The following is a 21,230-nucleotide window of genomic DNA, read 5'->3' as shown; positions in this document are numbered from 1 at the left end:
ATTACCCCTGTCATGCAGTCGGCGCGGACATCGCCGTCTCGTCCTGTTTGGGACGATTGACGGGCAGTTGCGAACCGGTGAGCACGTAGTAGGCGTTCTCGGCGATGTTGGTGACATGGTCGCCGATGCGCTCGAGGTTCTTGGCGCAGAACAAGAGGTGCGTGCAAGCCGTTATGTTGCGCGGATCTTCCATCATGTAGGTCAGCAGCTCACGGAATACCGAAGTGTATTTGACGTCGATGCGCTCGTCGTCGTTCCGGAGCTTGGCGAGTGCCGCCGCGTCGGCGGCAGCGTATTCCTCGATCACCCCTTGGACCTGAATCAGCACCAGCTGCGCCATGTTGTCGATAGAATGCGACAGATCACGGGGCGTGACGCTGAGGCCGACGGTGCCGACGCGCTTGGCGATGTTCTTGGCAAGATCGCCGATGCGCTCGAGATCGCCGGCCATGCGGATAGAACCGACCACCGCCCGCAAATCATTGGCCATCGGCTGGCGCTTGGCGATCAGCGTTATGGCGCGGTCGTCCAGCTCGCGCTGGCGCGCATCCATGATGGCGTCGTCGGAAACCACACGCTGCGCCAGCGCATTGTCCGAGGTGAGAAGCGCGCGCGTCGAGCCGGCGACCATCGAGCGGGCGAGATCGCCCATGTCGGAGATCAGCTTGCTGATCTGCCCGAGATCCTCGTCGAAGGACGCAACCGTATGATGTTCACCCATGATCCTGTCCTCGTGCCTGGAAGTTGCCGCCGGACCGCTCAGCCGAACCGGCCGGTGATGTAGTCCTGGGTGCGCTTGTCGTCGGGGTTGGTGAACATCTTGTCGGTGGCATCCTCCTCGACCAGATAGCCGAGGTGGAACATGGCCGTGCGCTGCGACACGCGCGCCGCCTGCTGCATCGAATGGGTGACGATGACGATCGTGTAGTTCTGGCGCAGCTCGTCGATCAGTTCCTCGACACGGGCGGTGGCGATCGGGTCGAGCGCCGAGCAGGGCTCGTCCATCAGGATCACTTCCGGCGACACGGCGATGGCGCGGGCGATGCACAGACGTTGCTGCTGGCCGCCGGAGAGACCAGTACCCGACTCGAGCAGGCGATCCTTGACCTCGTTGAACAGGCCGGCCTTCTTCAGGCTCGATTCGACGATCTGGTCCAAATCGGTCTTGCCCCTGGCCAGGCCGTGAATGCGCGGGCCGTAGGCGACGTTCTCGTAGATCGACTTCGGAAACGGATTTGGCTTCTGAAACACCATGCCGACACGAGCGCGCAGCTCGACGACATCGATTTTCGGATCGTAGACATCCTCGCCGTCAAGCGTGATCTTGCCGCTCACCCGCGCCGAGTCGATGGTGTCGTTCATTCGGTTCAGGCAACGCAGGAAGGTCGACTTGCCGCAGCCCGACGGGCCGATCAACGCCGTCACCTGGTTCTCGCGGACGTCGAGATCCACGTCGAACAGAGCCCGCTTCTCGCCGTAATGAACAGAGACCTTTTCGCCCTTCATCTTGATCGAAGGTTCGTTGGTTTCGGTTCTCAGTTTCTGTTCGACGCTTGCTTCCGTCATGATGTTCATATCCCTCTACTCCTTACCAGCGCCGCTCGAAGCGCCTGCGCAGTATCACCGCAATTGCATTCATGATGACCAAGAACAGCAGCAAAATCAAAATCGCCGCCGAAGTCTTCTGCTGGAATCCGGCTTCCGGGAAATCGGCCCACATGAATATCTGCACCGGCAGGATCGTCGCGGGATCGGTGAAGCCGCCGGGAATGTCGACAATGAAGGCGACCATGCCGATCATCAGCAACGGCGCGGTTTCGCCCAGCGCATGCGCCATTCCGAGGATCGTGCCGGTCATGATACCCGGCATCGCCAGCGGCAGGACGTGATGGAATACAGTTTGGACCTTGGACGCTCCGATGCCAAGCGCCGCCTCGCGGATCGACGGCGGCACGGCGCGCAGGGATGCGCGTGAGGCGATAATGATGATAGGCAGGGTCATCAGGGCCAGCACCATGCCGCCGACCACCGGAGCCGAGCGCGGCAGGCCGAAGAAATTCAGGAATACGGCAAGTCCAAGCAGGCCGAAGACGATCGAAGGCACCGCCGCCAGATTGTTGATATTCACTTCGATGATCGTCGTCAGCCGGTTCTTGGGCGCAAATTCCTCAAGATAGATCGCCGCCGAAACGCCGATCGGGAAGGCGATGGCGAGTGTTACGATCATGGTCAGGAACGATCCGACGACCGCGCCCCAGACACCGGCCAGTTCCGGCTCGCGGCTTGCGCCGGTGAAGAAGAAGATCGAGTTGAACCGGCTTTCGATCACGCCGGCGCTCTTCAGCGTGTCGAGCCAGACGATCTCCTTGTCCGAAATCTTTCGCGATGCTTCCGGCGTATTGATGACGCGCAGGACTGCCTGGCCGCTCGCGGCGGGCGTCGTGCTGTCCAGCGCCTCGATCACCGTGCCCTTTGCGGTCGCCGTCCCGTTGGCCCCAGGCGACAGCGCGTTCAGTTTGACCGTGCCGCCATTGAACGCGACCAGCAGCGATGGCGCGCCGCTCGTTAGCGTGAGCATGCCGTTTTCGCCCTCGGTCGCACCATGGCCGCGCGCCAGGGCCAGCATGCGATCGTCGCCGAAGGTCAGATCGATATCGCCGCTGGTTTCCGAAGGCGTGACGCTTGTCGAAATCGCTTCGTTCGAACCGACGTCGGCAAGCAAACCCTTAAGATAGAGGTCGGCAAAATCGTCAAGTGGAACTGCATAGTCCACCGTCCTTCCGAGCATCCCCGGATCAGCCGCAATATCTTTGCGCAGGAAGACGCCTGTGCCGGTGGAAATCAGCCCGCGCAGCAGGCGCTTGTCCTGACGGCTCGTCACGTCCGGAAATTTTGCCGTAAGCGCTTCCTGGGCGATGGAGTCGTAGTTTACGGCATCGAGTTTCGCCGGGTCGACCTTGGCCGCCGAAAGATCGATCGGCAGTGTCAGATAATTCAGTCGAAGCGCGGGGATCGCCTGCGTGACGACCGTCGACAAGAGCAACACAAGGAAGAGGGCGGCCAACGCGACGGCTCCCGCGCCAAGCCATTTGAACCACATTTCCGTGCGGTAACGGCCCTTCAGCCGCGCCTTCGCGGCACCGTCGGTATGAACGCTGACCGGTCGTCTGACGGCGCCGAATGACGAGGTCGCATCAGTCATATTGCTCTCGGTATTTCTGGACGACGCGCAAGGCGACGATGTTGAGGGAAAGCGTGATGCAGAACAGCACCAGGCCGAGTGCGAAGGCTGCAAGCGTCTTGGCGCTGTCGAACTCCTGATCGCCCACAAGCAGCGTCACGATCTGCACTGTCACGGTGGTGACCGCTTCGAGCGGGTTGGCCGTCAGGTTAGCCGCCAGCCCCGCCGCCATGACCACGATCATTGTTTCGCCGATTGCGCGGCTGACGGCGAGCAGCATCGCCGAAACGATGCCGGGAAGGGCAGCGGGAAGGATCACCTTGCGGATGGTTTCCGACTTGGTCGCGCCGAGGCCGGCGGAACCGTCTCTCAGGGATTGCGGAACGGCGTTGATCACATCATCGGAAAGCGAGGAGACGAAGGGAATGATCATGATGCCCATGACCACACCTGCGGCGAGCGCGGATTCGGACGCAACGCTAAGGCCTAGGCTTTCGCCCATACCGCGGAAGAAGGGCGCAACCGTCAGCGCGGCGAAGAAGCCGTAGACGACGGTCGGAATGCCGGCGAGGATTTCCAGTATCGGCTTTGCGACCGCGCGGACGCTTTTGGCGGCGTAATCCGAAAGATAGATCGCAGCCATCAGCCCGATAGGCGCGGCCACCAGCATAGCGATGAAGGTGATGAGCAACGTGCCGGCAAAGAGCGGCACCGCGCCAAAAATGTCCTGGTTGACGGCGCCGGCTTCCGTTCCGGCGCCGGTGAAGGCGCTCTGCGGCGACCAATGCGTGCCGAACAGGAACTTGTAGAACGGAACCTGTTGGAAGAACCGCAGGGATTCGAAGATAAGCGACAGGACGATACCGATAGTCGTCAGGATCGCGACCACTGAACAGGCGATCAAGAATACGCGAAGAATGCGCTCGACCACGTGGCGCGACCGGTAGGCCGGTGCGATGCGCGAATAGGCCCAGTAAAATCCGGACGCGGAAAGCACGAGCACGACGGCCCAGATGATCCAGGTGCTGGTCGCATGGATCGATTTGTAGACGGCTGCGGCCGCCTCTTTCGTGGGATCGGCGAAGCCGACAAGCCCGCCAAAGGCCATCGCGTGAGCATCGCGGATGAAAGCTTCGACCTGCGGAACGCCCATTCCCGACAACTCGGCGGAGAAGCGGTCGGCAATGATTGACGATTCAATTTCCGGCGTCACCATCGACCACAACACGATCGCAAGCAGCGCGGGACCAGCAGCAAGAAGCGCCAGAAACATGCCATGCTGGCCAGGCAGCGAATGCAGACGCGCGACGTCGCCATTGACGCTGGCAATGGCGCGTGTCCGGCCGATCCAATAGGCAGCAGCAGCCAGAACCAAGAGAAGAACAACGAGATAACCGACCATGATTCAGGACGTCCCCTCGACCGCCGGTCATTCACCGGCTCAAAGCACGGGACGTTGGTCCCGCGCTTTGTGCTTTAGAGCATCAGGGTCAGAGCGGATATACGCCCGGACCCCGAAACATCAGGAGCCCATGCCTTTCAAGGCCTTGGCGCTTTCTGCCCACTTGGCGCGCTCGGCGTCCGGCAGCGGGATCAGGCCCTTGTCGGCCAGATAACCATCAGGACCCCATGCAGCGTCCGTGGTGTACTCGGCGATGAACTCCTGCATGCCGGGGATGACGCCGACATGCTCTTTCTTGGCATAGATATAGAGCGAGCGGGAAACGCCGTAATCGCCGGACGCGATGTTCTCGAATGTCGGCTCGACGCCGTTGACCTTGTGGCCCTGCAACTTGTCGGCGTTCTGGTCAAGGAACGAGAAACCAAAGACGCCGAAGGCATTCGCGTTGGCTTCCAGCTTCTGGACAATCAGATTGTCGTTTTCACCGGCTTCGACAAAAGCGCCGTCTTCGCGGATTTCGCCGCAACCCTTTTCATTAGCCGCCTTCACCTCTTCCTGGCAGGCCGCATCCATGACGAGTTCAACGAACGCATCGCGCGTGCCAGACGTGGGCGGCGGGCCGAGTACCTCGATCTTTGTTGCGGGAAGCGACGCATCGACATCCGACCAGTTCACGTAAGGATTGGGGACGACCTTTCCGTCAACAGCGACGTTCTTGGCGAGCGCCTTGAAAATCTGTTCCTTGGTCAGATCAACGACAGTCCCTGCCTTCGAGTTGGCGAGCACGATGCCGTCGAAGCCGACCTTGATCTCGACCGGCGTGACGCCGTTTGCCTTACAGGTTTCAAGTTCGCTGTCCTTGATGGCGCGCGAGGCATTGGTGAAGTCAGGGGTATTTTCGCCGACGCCCTGGCAAAACAGCTTCATACCGCCGCCGGTTCCAGTTGATTCGACGACCGGGGTCTTGATCTTTCCGCTCTGGCCGAGCTTTTCAGCGACAGCCGTCGTGAAAGGGAACACTGTGGACGAACCGACGATTTGGATCTGGTCGCGCGCGGCGGCATAACCTGCCGACGCGGCGAGCGCAAGCGCCGCGGCCGACGCCGTGAGGAGGAATTTCTTCATGTGGCCTGCTCCTGTTCGGAAGGTGGTCTTTCGGCGCCATTTCCTCCGGCGCCCGCTGAGGCCAATAGCTCCCGATTATTACAGTCGCATGACAGTTTCATGTCAGCCCTGTAACGTCTGACAAGCATGTCGAAACCGTTGCCCGCCAAGCCTTGGCAGCTCAGTCGCGGTTTACCACGGGAATCAGGGACTTGCGAGATTTTCTAGCCTCATCTGCCCTCAGCGACACGAGCCGCGCCGCCGAGAAAAGAAAAGCCGGACGGAAACGCGTTGCCCTTGGCCAGAGCGTGTCATGGCCGAGCCATCGCCGAAAACAGGTCCGTTGGGGTAGATTCGACGCTGTTCTAGTCGGCGGTCGCTGCTCCCGCCCGTAACCGAGGGAGCCAAATTCGATGCACCCATTGTCACGGCTGGTCGCCGGTTTTGGTATGGTGCGATCGCACCATACCTTAGGGTAACCCGGCGTTTCCGGGGCGCCGCGAGCAGATCGCGTGCGGCGGCGACCGCCCATCCAGGGACGGTGCACAGCCGCACGCGGAGATAAGATCTTTAGCCGGCGCTGCGCTGGACCTGACTGTCCGCGCCGATCCAGCGCTCAAGCTTTTCGAGCAGCGCCCTTGGGCTGATCGGCTTGGGCAGATAGTCGTCCATGCCGGCCTCCAGGCAGCGCTCGCGATCGCCCTTGAGCGCATGCGCGGTGACGCCGACGATCGGCACATGCGTGCCCGTCTCTTCCTCGAGGCGGCGAATGGCGGCTGTCGCCTCCAGCCCGTTCATCTCCGGCATTGACACGTCCATCAGGATCATGCGCGGATTGAGCCTGCCGAAGGCGTCGAGCGCCTTGCGGCCATTGCCGACGATTTCGAAGCCGTAGCCGGTCTCGCCGAGGATCTGGGTAAACACCATCTGGTTCACCTCATTGTCCTCCGCGACCAGAATGTCGAGCCCCCGCTCGCCCGTGGCCCGGACGCGCGCCCGAACCGGCGGCGGTTGCAGCTGGGCCCGCACCGAGGCGGTCGAGGAAGGCTGTGCCGTCGACGGCGCCTGAACGCCCCCGCCGCTCGCCAAGGGCAGCACGCGGCTCGCCTCCTCAGTGTGGTGGTGGCGCTGGATGGTGGCCACCAGTGTCTCAAGCAACACCGATGAGCGCGCCGGCTTGATCAGCTGGGCATCGATGCCGAGGTCGCGGTAGCTGGTGTTGGCGAGAGACTGGTCGACGGAGGTCAGCATGATGATCGGCGTATGGGCGAGACCCGCGGTGTTGCGCACGATCCGCGCCATTTCGGCGCCGCTCATGTTGGGCATCTGGTAGTCGAGCACGACGCAGTCGACCGGAACGCCATAGGCGGCGGCTGCGATCAGCACCTTCAGCCCTTCGGCACCGCTTTCGGCCGCGCAGGAATCGAAGGTCCACGACGCCATCTGCTCGCTCAGGATCGACCTGTTGACGGCATTGTCGTCGACGATCAGCACGCGTGCGCCGGTCACGTCCACCGGCATGATCCGTTGCCCGCTTTGCTGCTCTGCCCTGGGCAGCGTCACCGTGAACCAGAAGGTCGAGCCCTTGCCTTCGGCGCTCTCTACGCCGATCTCGCCTTCCATCAGCTCGACTAGCCGCGAGGTGATGGCGAGGCCGAGCCCGGTGCCTTCATGCCGCCTGGTCGACGAGGTGTCGACCTGGTTGAATTTCTCGAAGACGGCTTTCAGCTTCTCCTCGGGAATGCCGATGCCGGTGTCGGTGACCGAGATGGTGAGCTTCGTTCCCGCAGGAACCCGGACGCCGGTGACATCGACCAGCACATGGCCTTCGTCGGTGAACTTCACCGCATTGCCAAGCAGGTTGGTAACGATCTGCCTTACGCGCCCGACATCGCCGATGAACTGGCTTTCGAGGCCGGGCTGGACGCGCACGATGAGCTCGAGATCCTTCTCCTTGGCGCGTGTCGACACCAGCGTCGCCACGTCCTCGATAGCCTCGGCAAGGTTGAAGGGCGCCGGGTCGAGCACGAGCTGGCCGGCATCGATCTTGGAGAAGTCCAGGATGTCGTTGATGATGGTCAAAAGCGCGTTGCCCGACTTGACGATGATGTCGGTGAACGTCTTCTGCTTCGGGTCGAGGTCGGACTTGGCCAGCAGCTCCGCCATGCCGAGCACACCATTCATCGGCGTGCGGATCTCGTGGCTCATATTGGCCAGGAATTCCGACTTGGCGCGGTCGGCAAGCACCGCGCGCTGGCGCGCCTCGCTGAGCTCGGCCTCGCGCTGCTTCAGCTCGGTGATGTCGGTGGTCGAGCCTATCAGATAGAGCGAGCCATCGGACGCGATCATCGCGCCCTTGCGCGCGAACTGATGCCGCACGCTGCCGTCGGCCAGCGTCACTGTCTCCTCGATCTCCTGCGTCTCGCCGGTGCGCAGCACGGCGAGGTCGCTGGCGACGAAGGCTTCGCCGTCCGGTCCGAATATCTCGACGTCGGTCTTGCCCGTCGCCTCGTCCTTGGCGAAGCCGGTGAGATCGCACCAGCCCTTGTTGACGTAGAACTGCCTGAGGTCGGAGCGCTTGGCGTAGATCGACACCGGCACGTTGTCGATGAGGCTGCGGAACACCTCGTTCTCGCGCATGCTCTCTTCCAGCGCCCGCTCGCGCGCCTTTACGTCGGTGATGTCGGTGCTGGAACCAACCAGATGCACCGACCCGTCGAGCGCCACCAGCCGGCTCTTGCGCGTCATCAATTGCCGCAGCGTGCCGTCGCGATGGGTAACGGGTTCCTCGACCTCCAAGACCTTGCCGGTGACCACCACCTCGGTGTCGTCGAGGCTGTAGCTTTCGGCATCCTCGGTGCCGAACAGCTGGCGGTCGGTCCGGCCGATGACGTCTTCCTTGGTCAGACCGGTCAGCGCGCACCAGGCCTTGTTGACGAATTCGATGCTGAGATCCTGGGCCTTGATGAAGGCAGCTACAGGCAGTTCGTCCATGACGTGCCGGAACAGGTCGATCTGGCGCATCGAGTCGTGCAGCGCCTTCTCGCGGCTCTTGATGTCGGAAATGTCGACGCGCACCCCGATAAAGGTGCCGTCGTCGGTCCGCATGTCGTAGACCTGGTACCAGCGGCCGTCGGGATTGAGGCGCTCGTAGCAGGAGTTGGGCAGTCGGTAGCGGGCGAGGATGGCGTCCAGCCAGATGCCGAGATCGCCATCGTAGAGCCTGTCGATATCGGCATCGCCGCTCAGCCGGAAATAGCCGGCCGAATGTCCCAGCTCCAGCGCCTCGCGGAAACTGCGACCGGGCTGCCATGCCGACTTCAGCGCCGGCAGCGTGTCCTGCAGTTTGCGGTTGGCGAAGACGAAATTGTCGTCGCGGTCGTAGATGATGACGGCGGCAGGCAGCGATTCCAGCACGGTGGCAAGGTTCTTGCGGGCCTCCTCTGCTTCCGTCTCGCGCCGCTTGATCACCGCTTCGGCCAGCCGCGATTTCTCCAGCGCCTCGGCGAGCTCGGCCTCGCGATCCTTCATCTCGGTGACATCGACATAGGAGATCAGCCGCTTGCCGCCGGACAGCGGCGCCAGCGATGCAATCAGCGTACGGCCGTCATTGCGCGGCAATTGCCTGGAGCCCGCCACGCCGGCCATGATTTCGGCCTCGCGCTCCACGATGTGGCCCTGCCATACCGCGTCGTCGGTGCCATAGGGGTCCGTGTCGCGGCTGGCCTGCATCAGCTCGCGGAAACCGCAGCCAATCCCGGCGCGCTTGGGATCGATTTCCCAGAAGTCATAGAAGGCGCGGTTGATCAACTCGGCGCGCATATCCGCATCGAGGACAAGGACGCCAATCGGCATCTGATCGACCATCGTACGAAGATTGGCGAAGGTCTCGGTGATCTTGGCGTTGGCGCTCTCGATCTCGGCATCGCGACGCTTGACCTCGGTGACGTCGTAGTAGGTCAGCAGCCGCCTGCCGCCTGACAGCGCCGTCACCGAGAACATCATCGTCTTGCCGTTGGCATGGCGAAACTCGCGTGGCGCGACGGAACCGGCGCGAATCTCCTCGATGCGGGTGGCGAGGTAGCGCTGCCATTGCTGTTCGTCGATGTCGCCATAGATGCCGTTGCGGCGGTTGAGTTCCATCAGCAGGCTGAACGGAGCACCGACGGTCACGGCGCCGTCTGGAATCCTGGAGAGTTCGCGATAGGCCTTGTTGACGATCAGCGTGTCGAGCCGGGCGTCGAGAAGCACGACGCCCATGTGCATGGCATCCATCGTCCGCTCGAGATCGGCGAGATGCTGTTCGCTGCCCTCGCCGCGGGACAGGTCATTCTGACCGAGGTCCTCGAAGGCACCTGCGAGTGCCGTCACGTTGCGACCGATGCCGTGATAGCCGGCAAATTTACCCTCGCCGTCGAAGCGCGGCAGGCCGGTGATCGAGATCCACCGGCAATCGCTGCGGCCGCCCTTCAGCTCATAGACGAAGTCGCGAAACGGCCGCTGTGCCTGCAGGTCCTCCAGATGCGCGGCGGCGCTATGGCTGCCCTTCAGCACCTGCTTAAGAAAATCGAAGCGGAAACGGCCGAGAATACTGGCGGGTTCAATGCCGGTGGCGGCCTGATAATTGTCCGAAAGCCGGGAAAACCGCAGCTCGGCATCTGTTTCCCAGGTCCAGTCCGCGGCCGCGTCGAGCATCTCGCGCAGCGCCTCGGGCGAAGACGCCTGCCCGGCGGGCGCAAGCGCGTCGTCGCCACGCGCAACCGCCTTGCGGGGAGCGTGCTTGCCAGCCGTCCCGACCGTCTCGTCCACTTCCGCCATGCCGCTCCCACCCCCAGGACCGAACCCCCTTCGCGGCCCGTCGGCGGAATGTGCCCGAGAAGCATTAACGGACCGCTAACCATAACAAATCGCAGCGGCCTCCGGCTGGGATTCCGCATCGGCCCTGACTGCGGCATTGCATCGGTTGTCGGCCACGGCTCAGCCGCGTTATAAGTATATTGGGGTGTTGCTAATGTTCGGACGATTCCTGCTTGTTTTCCTTTTCCCGGCGCTGCTTGCAGCGGGCGGGTGCGCGCGCAGCGGCGATGGCACCGTGGTCATCCCGCAGCCGCTCGACGTCAGGCGTATCTGGGACAAGCCTCCACCCCATGCGCAAACCAGCCAGTCGCAGGTGGGTGTCTTCCCGGTCGCACCACCTCAGGCACCAACACGCGCGGCGGCCCGCAGGCTCGCCCCGCCGCCCATCCGGGCAAGACGGGTGACATCCGCTCCTCCACCCCTCACGTCTTCCGATCCGGCCGCGGTGCTCGCCTGCAGGAATGTCAGCAAACCCGGCACGCGCTACCGCGTCGTCTGCGAATAGATTCGGCGAGCGAGACTTGCCCGACAGTTTGACTGCGCAAAGGACAGTTGCTACAGCAATTCCAGGAAAAGTGCGTAGCGGTTTTCAGTCCGGAATTTGCGTAAAAACAAAGGGTTAGAGCGATGCCGCGCCCTTCTTGGGCTCCTTGGCGCCAAGCTTGTCCAGCGCGATGCGAACCTGCCGCAGCTCGTCCTGCCAGCCGTCATCGTCGCTCATCGGTCCTTCCGACGCTGCACGCTGCAACCCGCGCGCCTCGGATTCGATGTCGCGAAGCCTGGCGATCTTTTGTTCGGTGGTCAGGGACTGGTCCTCGACAATTTCCTGTACCTTCATTTCCCTGAATGTGACCATGTCGATGGCTCCGGTTGGTCGTCTGTCACAACGCGGCAGCCGGCAAGCCGTTCCGGCGGCGAGCCGTTCGCTGGATCGGGCGCGCCCTGACCAGCCATCCGCCGAAAGGTCAGTCCGCTGGGAAAAAGGCCGGTCCGACCACCCGCGCCGGCCGCGCGCCGGCCAGCTCCTCGACCGCACAAAACTACAGTTTCAATTCAAGATTGAGACAGGCGAAAGGCAGTGCCGGCGCCACCATCCGCCGGCACGGTCGAGCGTGACCAATTTCACGGTGGTCGGCCGCTTCCTGTGAAACCTTTGTCCGACATCCCGCGTTGTAGGTAAATAAAAAGGAGGGCGAAGATGTCTATCCACTTCACCGTCTCGGGGCTGACAAGGAACCTGATCCACTCGCTTGGACTGGATCATGAGTGGTGGCCAAAAGCCCTGACCCCGGAGCAGAAACTGTTGGTGGAATGCTACCTGGCCGGCCAGATTCCGGAATCGGCCTGGAACGACTACGTGTTCGAGATGCCCGAGCTGGCACGGCACGTCAACGTCAGGCGCGGACACCATTGAGCCTACATCGGCCGGTCGCGAAGCGCGCCGTCTGCGCCGGCAGGCGACCGCCTATTGCTTCGGTGACTTGAACTGCAGCGTAAACACATTACCCGCAACGCCCTTGGCAAGCGCCGGCGAAAAGCTCAGCGGCAGGCAGTTCCGCAACGCGGCAGTCGCGGCATCGACAAAGGCCTGACGCGCCTTTTCGTCACCGGCCACCTTGATGGCCGTCGTCTTGGGCGGGCCGATGAGCGTGCCGTCGCGCTTGAAGCTGAAGCTCAATGTGACCGTCGAATTGCCGGCATCCGCCGGCGGCGTCCAGCACGCCTGGATCGCCGTTCCGACATCGTTCATGGTGTTGAGCGATGCGGCACTCGATTGAGCGATTGCCGCCATCAATACTGTTCCCACAATCGCCGACAGTGCTGTGCCGCTTTTCATTTGCAGGTCCTCGTTTCTTCCACCGGTTGCCAGTCCGCACAGGACAACTAAAATCGATGATAGGGTCGAAGCTGGCAATGACAATATGCTTCGCAAGGACTTGATGCGGCTGCCGGTAGCGCGACTGCTCCCCGTCCCCGGACAAAAGCCCTTTCAAAAGCAAAAGGCCGGCGCATGGCCGACCTTTCCTTCCACCTCTCGCTCCGCGCCAGTACATCCGTGGTCGCAGGCTGGAGATGAATTGCTATGCAGTAGACAGGGCTTTGGTTAACGAATCCTTGTCATTCGAGCAATTCCAGAAGAAGTGCGCAGCGGTTTTCCGCCCGGAATTGCGTAGAAACAAAGAATTAGAGCGGGTCGGCGATTCTATCAAAGCTGAACCGCTCTAAAGCCGCGCCGTCACACTTTGGCTTGCGACTTCACATAGGCGATATAGCCGCGCACGTCGGCGGCCGGCTCTGCATAGGCCTTGCCGAGCTTCTTCTCGACCGCCGCCACATATTCCTTTGCCCATTTGGGCAATGCGTAGTCGATGACCGCCAGGAATTCGAGCGTTGCCGCCAGACGGATGTCGGCGATCGACGGGTTCTTGCCGCCGATGAACGGCTTGCCGTCCCGGAAGAAGCTGTGAAACACCTCCAGCGGCTCGGCGATCGCGGCCATCGCCGCCTTCTGGGCCTCGGACTTCTTGTCGGGGTGGGCGTCGCTATGGCCGACCTCGCCGGCATATTGCGGGAAACCGAGGAACGGATAGGTGGCGCGCGCCACATAGGGGTAGAGCGTGCCGACCAGGTAGAACATGGCACTGTCGATCATCGCCCGCTTGGCCGGCGCCTTGGGATAGAATTTCTCCAGCCCATGCTTGTTGGAGAGGTATTGCATGATGGCGCAGCTTTCCCACAGCACGCCTCTGGGAAGCCCCTTGTCCTCGATCATCGGCGTCAGATGGGCCGGGTTGCGTGCCATGAATTCCGGCGAGCGGGTGTGGCCCCAGGCATCGGTCTCCGCAGCATCCAGCCCGGCCGCGCGCGCGAACACCCGGACCGTCATGTTGTTGACGCTGGGCTTCAGCATGCTGAGTTTCACGGCAGGTTTCTTCGCCGGCTTCGCCTTGGGCGCGGCTTTTGCCGTCGCTTTCGCGGCTGGCTTGGTCGCTGCTTTGGCCGCAGGTTTCTTCGCACTCTTCGTCGCTGTCTTGGCCATGTGTTCCTCCCTATGTTTTTGTTTCAGTATGGGTTCTTCGGCGCCCGGTCGTCCGACAAGGTGGCGCGGGAGCGCTCGACCAGCGCCTGGATCGCATCGGCGAGATGCACTTCGGCAATGTTGTAGTCGCCGCGCGCGACGCGCAGTCTGTGCGCTTCCATCAGCACATCGGCATGGGTGAAGCCTGCCGGCGGTTCGAAGCGGTAGGACGCCAGCTCGATCAGCAGGCCGAGCGGATCCTCGAAATAGATCGAATCCATGAAGCCGCGATCCTTGACGCCGCTGTGCTTGATGCCGCGCTCGTCGAGCCGGGCGACCGCCTGCAGGAAGGTGACGCGCGACACTGCAAACGCGATGTGATGGACGCAGCCCGGATCGGTCGGCGTGCGCCGCTTCTCCGGCGTGCGGCTCTCATCGGTGAAGATGGTGATCAGCCTTCCGTCGCCCGGATCGAAATAGAGATGGCTTTCACTGGCCTTGTCGAGATTGGGCTGCTCGAAGATGAACGGCATGCCGAGCACGCCTTCCCAGAAATCGATCGAAGTCTGACGCCCGGCGCCGACCAGCGTGATGTGATGGACGCCCTGCGATTGCAGCTTCTGCATCGGCCTTCCTCCCGTGGCATCAACTGTCGTCCGGATCTGCCCGGCGCCCGGCGTTCTGCGCACCGCTTGAGCCCGTGCGATGCTAATGCAATCGGCTGCCGCACGCCAGAAGCAGCGAATGCAACCAGACCCTACCCGACGCAAAGCGATGGATTCGGTTGATGGTGCGGAAAGCTTGGAGAGACTTGGTACGCCCAAGGGGAATCGAACCCCTGTTCCCGCCGTGAGAGGGCGTAAGCTTCAAGGCCGCATTCTTCGCCATTGCCCGCATTTGTTTTTTGTCTGTTCCCTGTTAATTCACCTTTGGCGGGACCGTCTTCGCCATTGTTCGCAGTCGCGCGCGGCTGTATAATTGACGGATATTAGACGAATCTGGTTCGGCTCGATGTCGAAGACCCTACGCGAAGCACCATTGACGACCCCGAACGCCCGTAAGGGTTTGAGAGAGGGCGTGCATTGGCGCGGCGTAAGCGCTGAGGTTCATCTTGGCTATCGGAAGGGAAAACGCGTTGGCCGCTGGCTGGTGCGCTGGCGTCTTCCTGATGGCAGATACAAGCAGGACGGTCTTGGAGCTGCTGATGATGGTCTGGCGGCCGATGGCGTCGAAACGCTGAACTTCGAACAAGCGAAGTCCAAGGCGGCTCGATACGTCGAGCAGGAGCGCCAGAAGCAGCAGGATGCTGGCAAGGCCCCGATTCCAACAGTGCGCGAAGTGGTGGAGGCCTATGCAGCCGGCCGGAAGGCGCGCGCCATGAAACAGGAAGGGGCCAGACCGGACGACGCCAAGGGCCGCCTGAGCCAGCATGTGCTTTCCCATCCCGTCGCGGCAAAGCGGCTTGATGTGCTGACCGACGAGGATTTAGCCGACTGGCGCGAAGGCTTGGGAGCAGAACTTGCCGTCTCGACGGTGCGGCGAATCGTGAATGACTTTCGGGCAGCACTGAATGGGCTGCCCGCCAGGACATTGAAACGCTTACCAGCAACCTACCCCATGACCGTCAAGCTTGGCCTCAAGGTCGGAGAGGCGGAGCCTGCTGCGGCTCGGGATGGCGCCGCCCTGCCTGATGCCGATATTCGGCGCATCATCGACGCCGCGAAAGCGGTGGACAAGGCGGAGGAATGGAACGGCGACCTGTTTCTTATGGTGCTGGTCCTTGCCGCGACTGGCGCCCGCTTCTCTCAGGTTAGTCGAATGCTCGTAGGCGATGTGCAGCCAGTGCAGTCGCGGCTGATGGTTCCAACTTCCCGCAAAGGACGAGGCCAGAAGCGATCGACCCATATTGCAACGCGTGTGGGCGCGGATGTCATCGAATCTCTGCGGCCTTCTATCGCCGGCAGACGCTCGGCCGATCCCCTTCTAGAGCGCTGGCGGCACCGACAAGAGAAGGCTAAGCCAGGTGCGAGGCCAGAGTGGGTGCGCGACAGTCGCGGCCCTTGGAAATCACCGACCGAGATTACCCGCCCTTGGGCAGCCATCATCGAGAAAGCAGGCCTGCCAGTCGATACGGTGCCTTATGCGTTACGGCACTCGTCCATTGTGCGTTGCCTCCGGGCTGCACTGCCTGTCCGGCTGGTAGCCCAATTACACGACACATCGGACAAGATGATTGAACGTCACTATGCCTCCGCAATCGTCAACGCGCTGGACGATCTGACGGCCGCTGCAGTGGTGCCGCTGGTCGATGCAGAGCGCGGTACGGTGGTGAGTTTGCGAGGATGAAAATTCTGCAATAGCCCGGAACCGGAACACTCAAAAGGTCTGATTGAAACCGCAGGGATAGGCCGGCCAGCCGACAAGTCAGGGTGCACCTCCTGGCTTCCCTGCGGCCCACTTCAAAGGTGCTTCGCAAGGTGCGCGATGCAGCAAAACTGGATACCGTTCCTAGAAGCTGTTGAGAGAGTTTTCTCGCGGCTGTTCATTCCAGAATTCAAGGCAAAGCCCCTATTGCGCGCCGCCTGTAACACGGGCCGTATTCAAAGCCGTGGGGAATACCACGAAGCAGGGCAAATCATCTTCAGTGGCAGCGCCGATCTATCGCAAGATCCAAGCGCGTTGAGAGTAGGCGGCTTCTACTATGCCAGGGAAACTTACCCAGCAGAAATTGGGCTCCAAAGCCTTCAGGCTTGGATCGTCTCGATGGAGCCCGATACGTTTTCATTGGCGCAACGGTCCGCTGTTAGCGAAGGCGAGCCAACCAATGGAGGCGAAAAACAGACGGCTCACTACATCGCGATAGATTACGCCGTCTCAGAGCTTGGCGATGCCCTGAAGGGCCTTTCGGTCGCGCGGTGGGAAGACACAATTCGCAAATTCTTGGGCGACCGCAACAGGCTGGTGCCAAGCACGAAAACGCTAGGCCGATACCGAAAGGACAAGATCGGACAAAATCGACCATAATTGGCCAGCGCCGGCCATCGATCTGTGGCCGCAATTGTCCTGCGTTGTCAGTTACTTGCGCCCGTCAAATCGTTGATCCTTTCCCCATGTCCACCGCGCTTGCTGGTGAACAACGGCGAAAGGAAAACCAGACGACATGACAGCAATATCCTTTACGATCAAGAATGCCTCCGAGGTTTCGGGGCTCGGTCCCACGAAGCTTTACGAGCTTATCAAGACGCGGAAGATCGAGGCGAGGAAGGAGGGGCGTCGTACCCTGATCTTGGCTGATAGCCTCCGCCGCCACATCGAAAACCTTCCTTCGATTGTGGAGGCATGATCCGATGCATCTCCATAGCGAAACGCCGCACCTGACGGGCTCAATCGTCAGGCACGGCGCACCGGTGGTTATGAAAGCTGGACAGCTGCAAAACTACCAAAACCAAGTTTCCCACGCAACGGAAATAGCAGCCCGCCATCTGGCGGCAAAGCACCGCTTGCCTCTTCATATCGCTCGGCTCGTCTGCGAGTTGGCGCGCATCGGCGAAAGGGCTGCGGCATGAACATCCGGTTCGCAGCTCAGGCTCTCTTTGGCGACGTGAGCGGCCGGGATTCGGTTCTATGCCCCGGCCCCGGCCATTCCATCAAGGACCGCTCATTGTCGGTGACGTTCGACCCGAGGGCGCCGGACGGCTTTCTGGTTCACTCCCACGCCAACGACGACTTTGCGGCGTGCCGTGACCATGTGCGGCAATTGCTCGGCATTGAGCGGCAAACTCACGGCGAGAGACGGGCCGTGTATGTACCCCGCCAAACAGATCCCTCGCCCGAGGCTATGCAGCGCCGCGAGTTCGCGTTGTCGATATGGCAGGAGGCAAAGGCCATCGGCGGCACGCCGGCAGAGCGCTATCTCAGAGGCCGGAAAATCGAAATCCCAACCGTGGTGTTCAGAGGCCGCGCCCTTCGCTTTCATTCGGCATGCCCGTTCCGGCTCGACAATGGCGAGACCATCCGGCTGCCGGCAATGGTTGCGGCGATGGTGGGCATCGTTTCGAACGACTTTCGGGGCATCCACCGCACGGCGCTCGCGCCGAATGGCAACGGCAAGGCTCGGGTACGCGGCCTGGACGATGCAAAGAAAATGCTCGGCTCCAACAAGGGCGCCGTGGTGAAACTCTCGCCCAACGAGGATGTCATGCAAGGCCTTTCCATTGGCGAGGGCATCGAGACCGCCTTGGCTGTGATGGGCAATTTCGGTATGTCGCCGGTCTGGTCCACGATGACGGCCGGAACGCTCGCCAACTTCCCGGTGCTGCCCGGCGTCGAATGCCTGTCCATCTTCGCGGACAATGACACGGCCAAAGTGCAAGCTGGCAGGCTTCGGCAGGCGGGCAATGAGGCCGCACGCAAATGCGCCGAGACATGGGCCGATGCGGGCCGGGAAAGCGTCATATGGATGCCACCGGACATCGGTACCGACTTCAACGATATCGCCGGGAGGGCGGCGGCATGATCGAGTTCTCCCCCGAAGAAAAACTGCGCGCCGCCGGAGCATCGAAGCAAATCAGTGCTCCGATCCTCACGCCCATTGATGGCGGCAAGGCCAGGGAAGCGGGGCGCAAAAGGCCTTCGAGATTCCAGCGGACAAATACAACCACGATTATGGCGACGGTCTACCCTGCCATTCGGTGGATTGTGCCCGGCTACATCAGCGAAGGCTTATCGGTGCTCGCCGGACGACAGAAACTCGGCAAGACATGGTTGGCGATCGATTGGGCAATTGCAGTGGCCTGCGGCGGGTACGCCATGGGTTCGATCTCGTGCGAGATTGGTGACGTTCTCTACATTGACATGGAAAATGGTCACCGACGCATTCAGCGCCGGATAGACACGCTCTACCCCGACGCCCGCAATCGACCGGATCTGTCGCGACTTCAATGGGGCAGCGATGCCCCAATGCTGAATGACGGATTTCTTGACTGCCTGGACGAGTGGCGCCAGTCGGTGGCCAAGCCGCGCCTGATCGTCATCGATGTGCTTCAGCGAGTGAAGCCCGCAGGAAACTCCAACCAGAACGCTTATGAAAGTGATTATTCGACTATGGCCGGACTGCAGCAATGGGCAACCACGCAGGGCATTGCCGTGGTTGCGCTGCACCACACCAAGAAGGGTGGCGCCGATGATCCTCTAGAAGCCCTGAGCGGTTCCAATGGGCTCTCGGCCTGCGCCGACACGACCCTGGTTCTCGATCGCGATCAGAACGGCATCACGCTCTACGTCAGAGGTCGCGACGTAGAGGAGAAGGAAAGCGCCATGAAGTTCACGGCGGGATTCTGGAATGTTACCGGCGAAGCGGCCGAAGTCCGCCGTTCTGGCGAGCGCGGTAACATTGCGGTAACATTGGAAGAGGCCACCGAGCCCATGTCGCCGTCCGACCTCGCAGATGTTACCGGAATGAAGAACGGTAACATTCGAAAGCTGCTTTTTGGCATGGCTAAGGCCGGAGAAGTGCAGAAATGTGGGCGTGGGCGCTACATTTCGCCAAAAAACGCGGCGAAATTCGCCGATGTTCTACCCCCCGGTAACAACGGTAACAAGGTAACATTCGACGGAGGGGGCGATGAGTGACGGACCCCAAAGTTACCATGTTACCGATGTTACCACTGTTCAAGGCGCCAAGCCCAAATCGCTCACACTTCAGCAAGCGGCCGGCATCGCTGGCGTGTCACCCGATACGATTGCCAGGTGGTGTAGGCGATACGGGATCGGGAGGCAGCTCCACCCAAAGGCCCCTTGGCGTGTTGACCCGGTAGGTGTGGCTATCGTCGCGGCTGGGGATGCTGAGGCGCTTGCAGTCTATCATTGGAAGCGAGAAAGGTGACCGTGCGCATCATGGAACGGCGGCATTTGCGCGCAACCACAGAAGGTCCATTAATGCGATCTTTCAGATTTTGCCGCTCAAGTTATATGGTGATTCCGAAGGAGGCAGGCCGATGACCAAGTCCATTTACACGTTCGGATATGAAGGGCTGACCATCGATCGCTTCATTGCTCGCCTTCAGTCTGCTGGGATCGATCTTGTCATAGACGTCCGTGCCACGCCACTTTCGCGGAAACGTGGATTTTCGAAAACCTCATTTGAGGGGGCTCTTGCATCGGCCGGAATTTCATACACCCACGCGAAGGCGATGGGGTGTCCCAAGATCGTTCGCGACAGGTATAAGCGGGACGGTAGCTGGTCGGTTTATACGACCGGATTTCTCCAGTATTTGGGCGGCCAAGACGAATCTCTGGCTGAAGTAGCCAAGCTCACACGATCAAAAAACGCCTGTCTTGTATGCTTTGAGGCAGACTATCGGTTCTGCCATAGGACATACGTTGCCCGGGCTGTGGCCGACAAGACCGGTGCCGAGATATTCCATCTCACAGATCAAACAGCGATTGTTGACGCTCTTGGAGCGGTGGCCGCCTAGGGGGATAAACCAGGCTGACTATTAGCCATTGATCGGGAAACTATGGATTGTGCCCATCAAGAAAATTAGGTCAGCTGCTGGCAAAACGCTTTCCAGTTTTTCTCGGAACGGCGCCTCCCACTTCTCGCCATACTTCCTTCGGCAATTCCAAAAGAGAGCGCCCGCCTCCCAATCTACGATTTTGTGACGATACTCAGCCTCGACGCCTCCGACGTCGCAGCGATAGCGATAGTGGAATTCAAACGGGAGTTTGCGAAGCGTTCGAATTGCCGGGGCATCAGCTGCATCGAACAGCCCACCCTGCTGTTGATACGTCAGAAGCTTGTCCCGCTCCTCTAACGTCCAATCCGGGTTCGACGACGGCGTGACGTCGATAGCCAAAATCCTCGAAGGACGCAAAAACGCCAGGGTGCGACCAGTCGATTTGCGGTCCGCTTCGACCGCCGAAAAGTCGTCGTAGATCGTGGCCTTATCTAAGAATGTCCAACGTTCTGCCCAACCGTTTTTGGTTGAGATAGGCGGTCCATCTCTGCCGATCGTGTCGACCTTGATGTGATGGCTTTCCGGTCGGTGGTCGTCCCTGGCCTTCTCGATCGTGGCCTTGATAGTCTGCCATTTCTTGAACTGCTGATCGTCATTTATCAGACGAAAGGGCACTGGGAAAAGGCGGATCAGGTGTCCATTGTCTTCCATCCCCGCCACGCAAGAAGTTTCGGAGTATTTGCTGCTTGGCGATGGGTATGTTTTGCATAGAATGAGAATTCTTGCCTTTCGCGTAGCCATCGAACTCCGTCCCCAGCCCTTGCCCAGTAAAATTCATTCGAACAAGGGGCACATCGGATAGTTTTGAATCAGCACTTACTGTATCTCGGAAAGGCGCTTCCAAGCTTAGATGCGGATCATGCCGCACATTGCCGATAATGCGGAACGCCAGCAATAGTCCAGCCTGATACATTTCCCGTGTTCGCCACAGGAGATTTCCATGCGCCTTAGCGCTGCGATGATCGAAAACATCCGGCTTCGCGTTTCCCCGGAAGAGAAGCACGCGCTGCGAGCCGCAGCGATGAGGCGTGGCCTCACTCTGTCGGAGTATATCCGAGAGGCGGCCTCGCAGGCCTGTCAGCGGGCGGCTGCGTAGCATGTCCTATGTCCACGCTCCGCCAATGACCCTCATGCAGCTTTGGCGCCTTC

General features: G+C 61.0%; 20 protein-coding genes. 9 read left to right on the top strand and 11 right to left on the bottom strand.

Annotated elements, in window-relative coordinates; genetic code table 11:
• Nucleotides 1-10 precede the first annotated feature (10 nt).
• The 6 genes from phoU to DH08_RS27100 form a co-directional block, all read right to left on the bottom strand.
• Nucleotides 11-721, bottom strand: a complete 711-nt coding sequence (phoU, locus tag DH08_RS27125) for a phosphate signaling complex protein PhoU (protein WP_192182243.1) — start codon at nucleotides 719-721, stop codon at nucleotides 11-13.
• A gap of 38 nt (nucleotides 722-759) precedes the next feature.
• Entirely contained in the window at nucleotides 760-1,575 is an 816-nt protein-coding gene (gene pstB, locus DH08_RS27120) for a phosphate ABC transporter ATP-binding protein PstB (protein WP_192182242.1), read from the bottom strand.
• 13 nt (nucleotides 1,576-1,588) lie between these two features.
• Nucleotides 1,589-3,202: a phosphate ABC transporter permease PstA gene (pstA, locus tag DH08_RS27115; RefSeq protein ID WP_192182240.1), complete on the bottom strand. Its 1,614-nt coding sequence runs from the start codon at nucleotides 3,200-3,202 to the stop codon at nucleotides 1,589-1,591.
• The gene (gene pstC, locus DH08_RS27110) at nucleotides 3,195-4,583 is read right to left on the bottom strand and encodes a phosphate ABC transporter permease subunit PstC (RefSeq protein ID WP_192182238.1); all 1,389 of its coding nucleotides are present in this window, start codon (nucleotides 4,581-4,583) and stop codon (nucleotides 3,195-3,197) included. The genes pstA and pstC overlap by 8 nt, the downstream gene beginning before the upstream one ends.
• A gap of 120 nt (nucleotides 4,584-4,703) precedes the next feature.
• Nucleotides 4,704-5,708: a PstS family phosphate ABC transporter substrate-binding protein gene (locus DH08_RS27105; protein WP_192182236.1), complete on the bottom strand. Its 1,005-nt coding sequence runs from the start codon at nucleotides 5,706-5,708 to the stop codon at nucleotides 4,704-4,706.
• Nucleotides 5,709-6,257: 549 nt separating this feature from the next.
• The gene (locus tag DH08_RS27100) at nucleotides 6,258-10,505 is read right to left on the bottom strand and encodes a PAS domain-containing protein (protein WP_192182234.1); all 4,248 of its coding nucleotides are present in this window, start codon (nucleotides 10,503-10,505) and stop codon (nucleotides 6,258-6,260) included.
• Between the two features lie 193 nt (nucleotides 10,506-10,698).
• Here DH08_RS27100 and DH08_RS27095 point away from each other — a divergent pair, with 193 nt between their 5' ends.
• Nucleotides 10,699-11,049 (top strand): hypothetical protein, encoded by a 351-nt coding sequence (locus tag DH08_RS27095; RefSeq protein WP_192182225.1) that lies wholly within the window; start codon nucleotides 10,699-10,701, stop codon nucleotides 11,047-11,049.
• A gap of 114 nt (nucleotides 11,050-11,163) precedes the next feature.
• On the opposite strand, the gene DH08_RS27090 is transcribed toward DH08_RS27095, so the two are convergent.
• Nucleotides 11,164-11,400: a hypothetical protein gene (locus tag DH08_RS27090; protein ID WP_192182223.1), complete on the bottom strand. Its 237-nt coding sequence runs from the start codon at nucleotides 11,398-11,400 to the stop codon at nucleotides 11,164-11,166.
• 342 nt (nucleotides 11,401-11,742) lie between these two features.
• Between DH08_RS27090 and DH08_RS27085 the strand changes: the two genes are divergently transcribed.
• Nucleotides 11,743-11,958, top strand: coding sequence for a hypothetical protein (locus DH08_RS27085; RefSeq protein WP_192182221.1), 216 nt, complete (start codon nucleotides 11,743-11,745; stop codon nucleotides 11,956-11,958).
• A gap of 51 nt (nucleotides 11,959-12,009) precedes the next feature.
• On the opposite strand, the gene DH08_RS27080 is transcribed toward DH08_RS27085, so the two are convergent.
• The 3 genes from DH08_RS27080 to DH08_RS27070 form a co-directional block, all read right to left on the bottom strand.
• Nucleotides 12,010-12,336 carry a hypothetical protein gene (locus DH08_RS27080; RefSeq protein ID WP_192182572.1) on the bottom strand — a complete coding sequence of 109 codons (327 nt, stop codon included), beginning with the start codon at nucleotides 12,334-12,336 and terminating at the stop codon, nucleotides 12,010-12,012.
• 444 nt (nucleotides 12,337-12,780) lie between these two features.
• Nucleotides 12,781-13,584, bottom strand: coding sequence for a glutathione S-transferase family protein (locus tag DH08_RS27075; RefSeq protein ID WP_192182219.1), 804 nt, complete (start codon nucleotides 13,582-13,584; stop codon nucleotides 12,781-12,783).
• A gap of 23 nt (nucleotides 13,585-13,607) precedes the next feature.
• Entirely contained in the window at nucleotides 13,608-14,189 is a 582-nt protein-coding gene (locus tag DH08_RS27070) for a VOC family protein (RefSeq protein ID WP_192182217.1), read from the bottom strand.
• A 352-nt stretch (nucleotides 14,190-14,541) separates the two neighbouring features.
• On the opposite strand from DH08_RS27070, the gene DH08_RS27065 reads away from it, so the two are divergent.
• From DH08_RS27065 to DH08_RS27040, 6 genes are all read left to right on the top strand, one after another.
• Nucleotides 14,542-15,909 (top strand): site-specific integrase, encoded by a 1,368-nt coding sequence (locus DH08_RS27065; RefSeq protein ID WP_246801009.1) that lies wholly within the window; start codon nucleotides 14,542-14,544, stop codon nucleotides 15,907-15,909.
• A 138-nt stretch (nucleotides 15,910-16,047) separates the two neighbouring features.
• Nucleotides 16,048-16,587, top strand: a complete 540-nt coding sequence (locus DH08_RS27060) for a hypothetical protein (RefSeq protein WP_192182215.1) — start codon at nucleotides 16,048-16,050, stop codon at nucleotides 16,585-16,587.
• 136 nt (nucleotides 16,588-16,723) lie between these two features.
• Nucleotides 16,724-16,906, top strand: coding sequence for a helix-turn-helix domain-containing protein (locus DH08_RS27055; protein ID WP_192182213.1), 183 nt, complete (start codon nucleotides 16,724-16,726; stop codon nucleotides 16,904-16,906).
• Between the two features lie 324 nt (nucleotides 16,907-17,230).
• On the top strand, nucleotides 17,231-18,079 hold the full coding sequence (locus tag DH08_RS27050) for a DUF7146 domain-containing protein (protein WP_345892457.1): 849 nt from the start codon (nucleotides 17,231-17,233) through the stop codon (nucleotides 18,077-18,079).
• Entirely contained in the window at nucleotides 18,076-19,194 is a 1,119-nt protein-coding gene (locus DH08_RS27045; protein WP_192182209.1) for an AAA family ATPase, read from the top strand. Before DH08_RS27050 ends, DH08_RS27045 begins: the two co-directional genes overlap by 4 nt.
• Nucleotides 19,195-19,559: 365 nt before the next feature.
• Nucleotides 19,560-20,039: a DUF488 domain-containing protein gene (locus tag DH08_RS27040; protein ID WP_192182207.1), complete on the top strand. Its 480-nt coding sequence runs from the start codon at nucleotides 19,560-19,562 to the stop codon at nucleotides 20,037-20,039.
• Between the two features lie 21 nt (nucleotides 20,040-20,060).
• Here DH08_RS27040 and DH08_RS27035 read toward each other — a convergent pair whose 3' ends face one another.
• Nucleotides 20,061-20,732 carry a hypothetical protein gene (locus DH08_RS27035; RefSeq protein ID WP_246801008.1) on the bottom strand — a complete coding sequence of 224 codons (672 nt, stop codon included), beginning with the start codon at nucleotides 20,730-20,732 and terminating at the stop codon, nucleotides 20,061-20,063.
• Nucleotides 20,733-21,021: 289 nt separating this feature from the next.
• Here DH08_RS27035 and DH08_RS37525 point away from each other — a divergent pair, with 289 nt between their 5' ends.
• A complete protein-coding gene (locus DH08_RS37525; RefSeq protein WP_192182205.1) occupies nucleotides 21,022-21,177 on the top strand; it encodes a plasmid mobilization protein in 156 nt (51 codons plus the stop codon).
• The last annotated feature ends 53 nt before the right edge of the window (nucleotides 21,178-21,230 follow it).

This window comes from Mesorhizobium amorphae (genome assembly GCF_014843845.1).
In the GTDB taxonomy this organism is placed as follows: domain Bacteria; phylum Pseudomonadota; class Alphaproteobacteria; order Rhizobiales; family Rhizobiaceae; genus Mesorhizobium; species Mesorhizobium amorphae_A.
The sequence above is the reverse complement of the archived record's forward strand: the minus strand, read 5'-3'. Positions and strand labels throughout refer to the sequence as shown.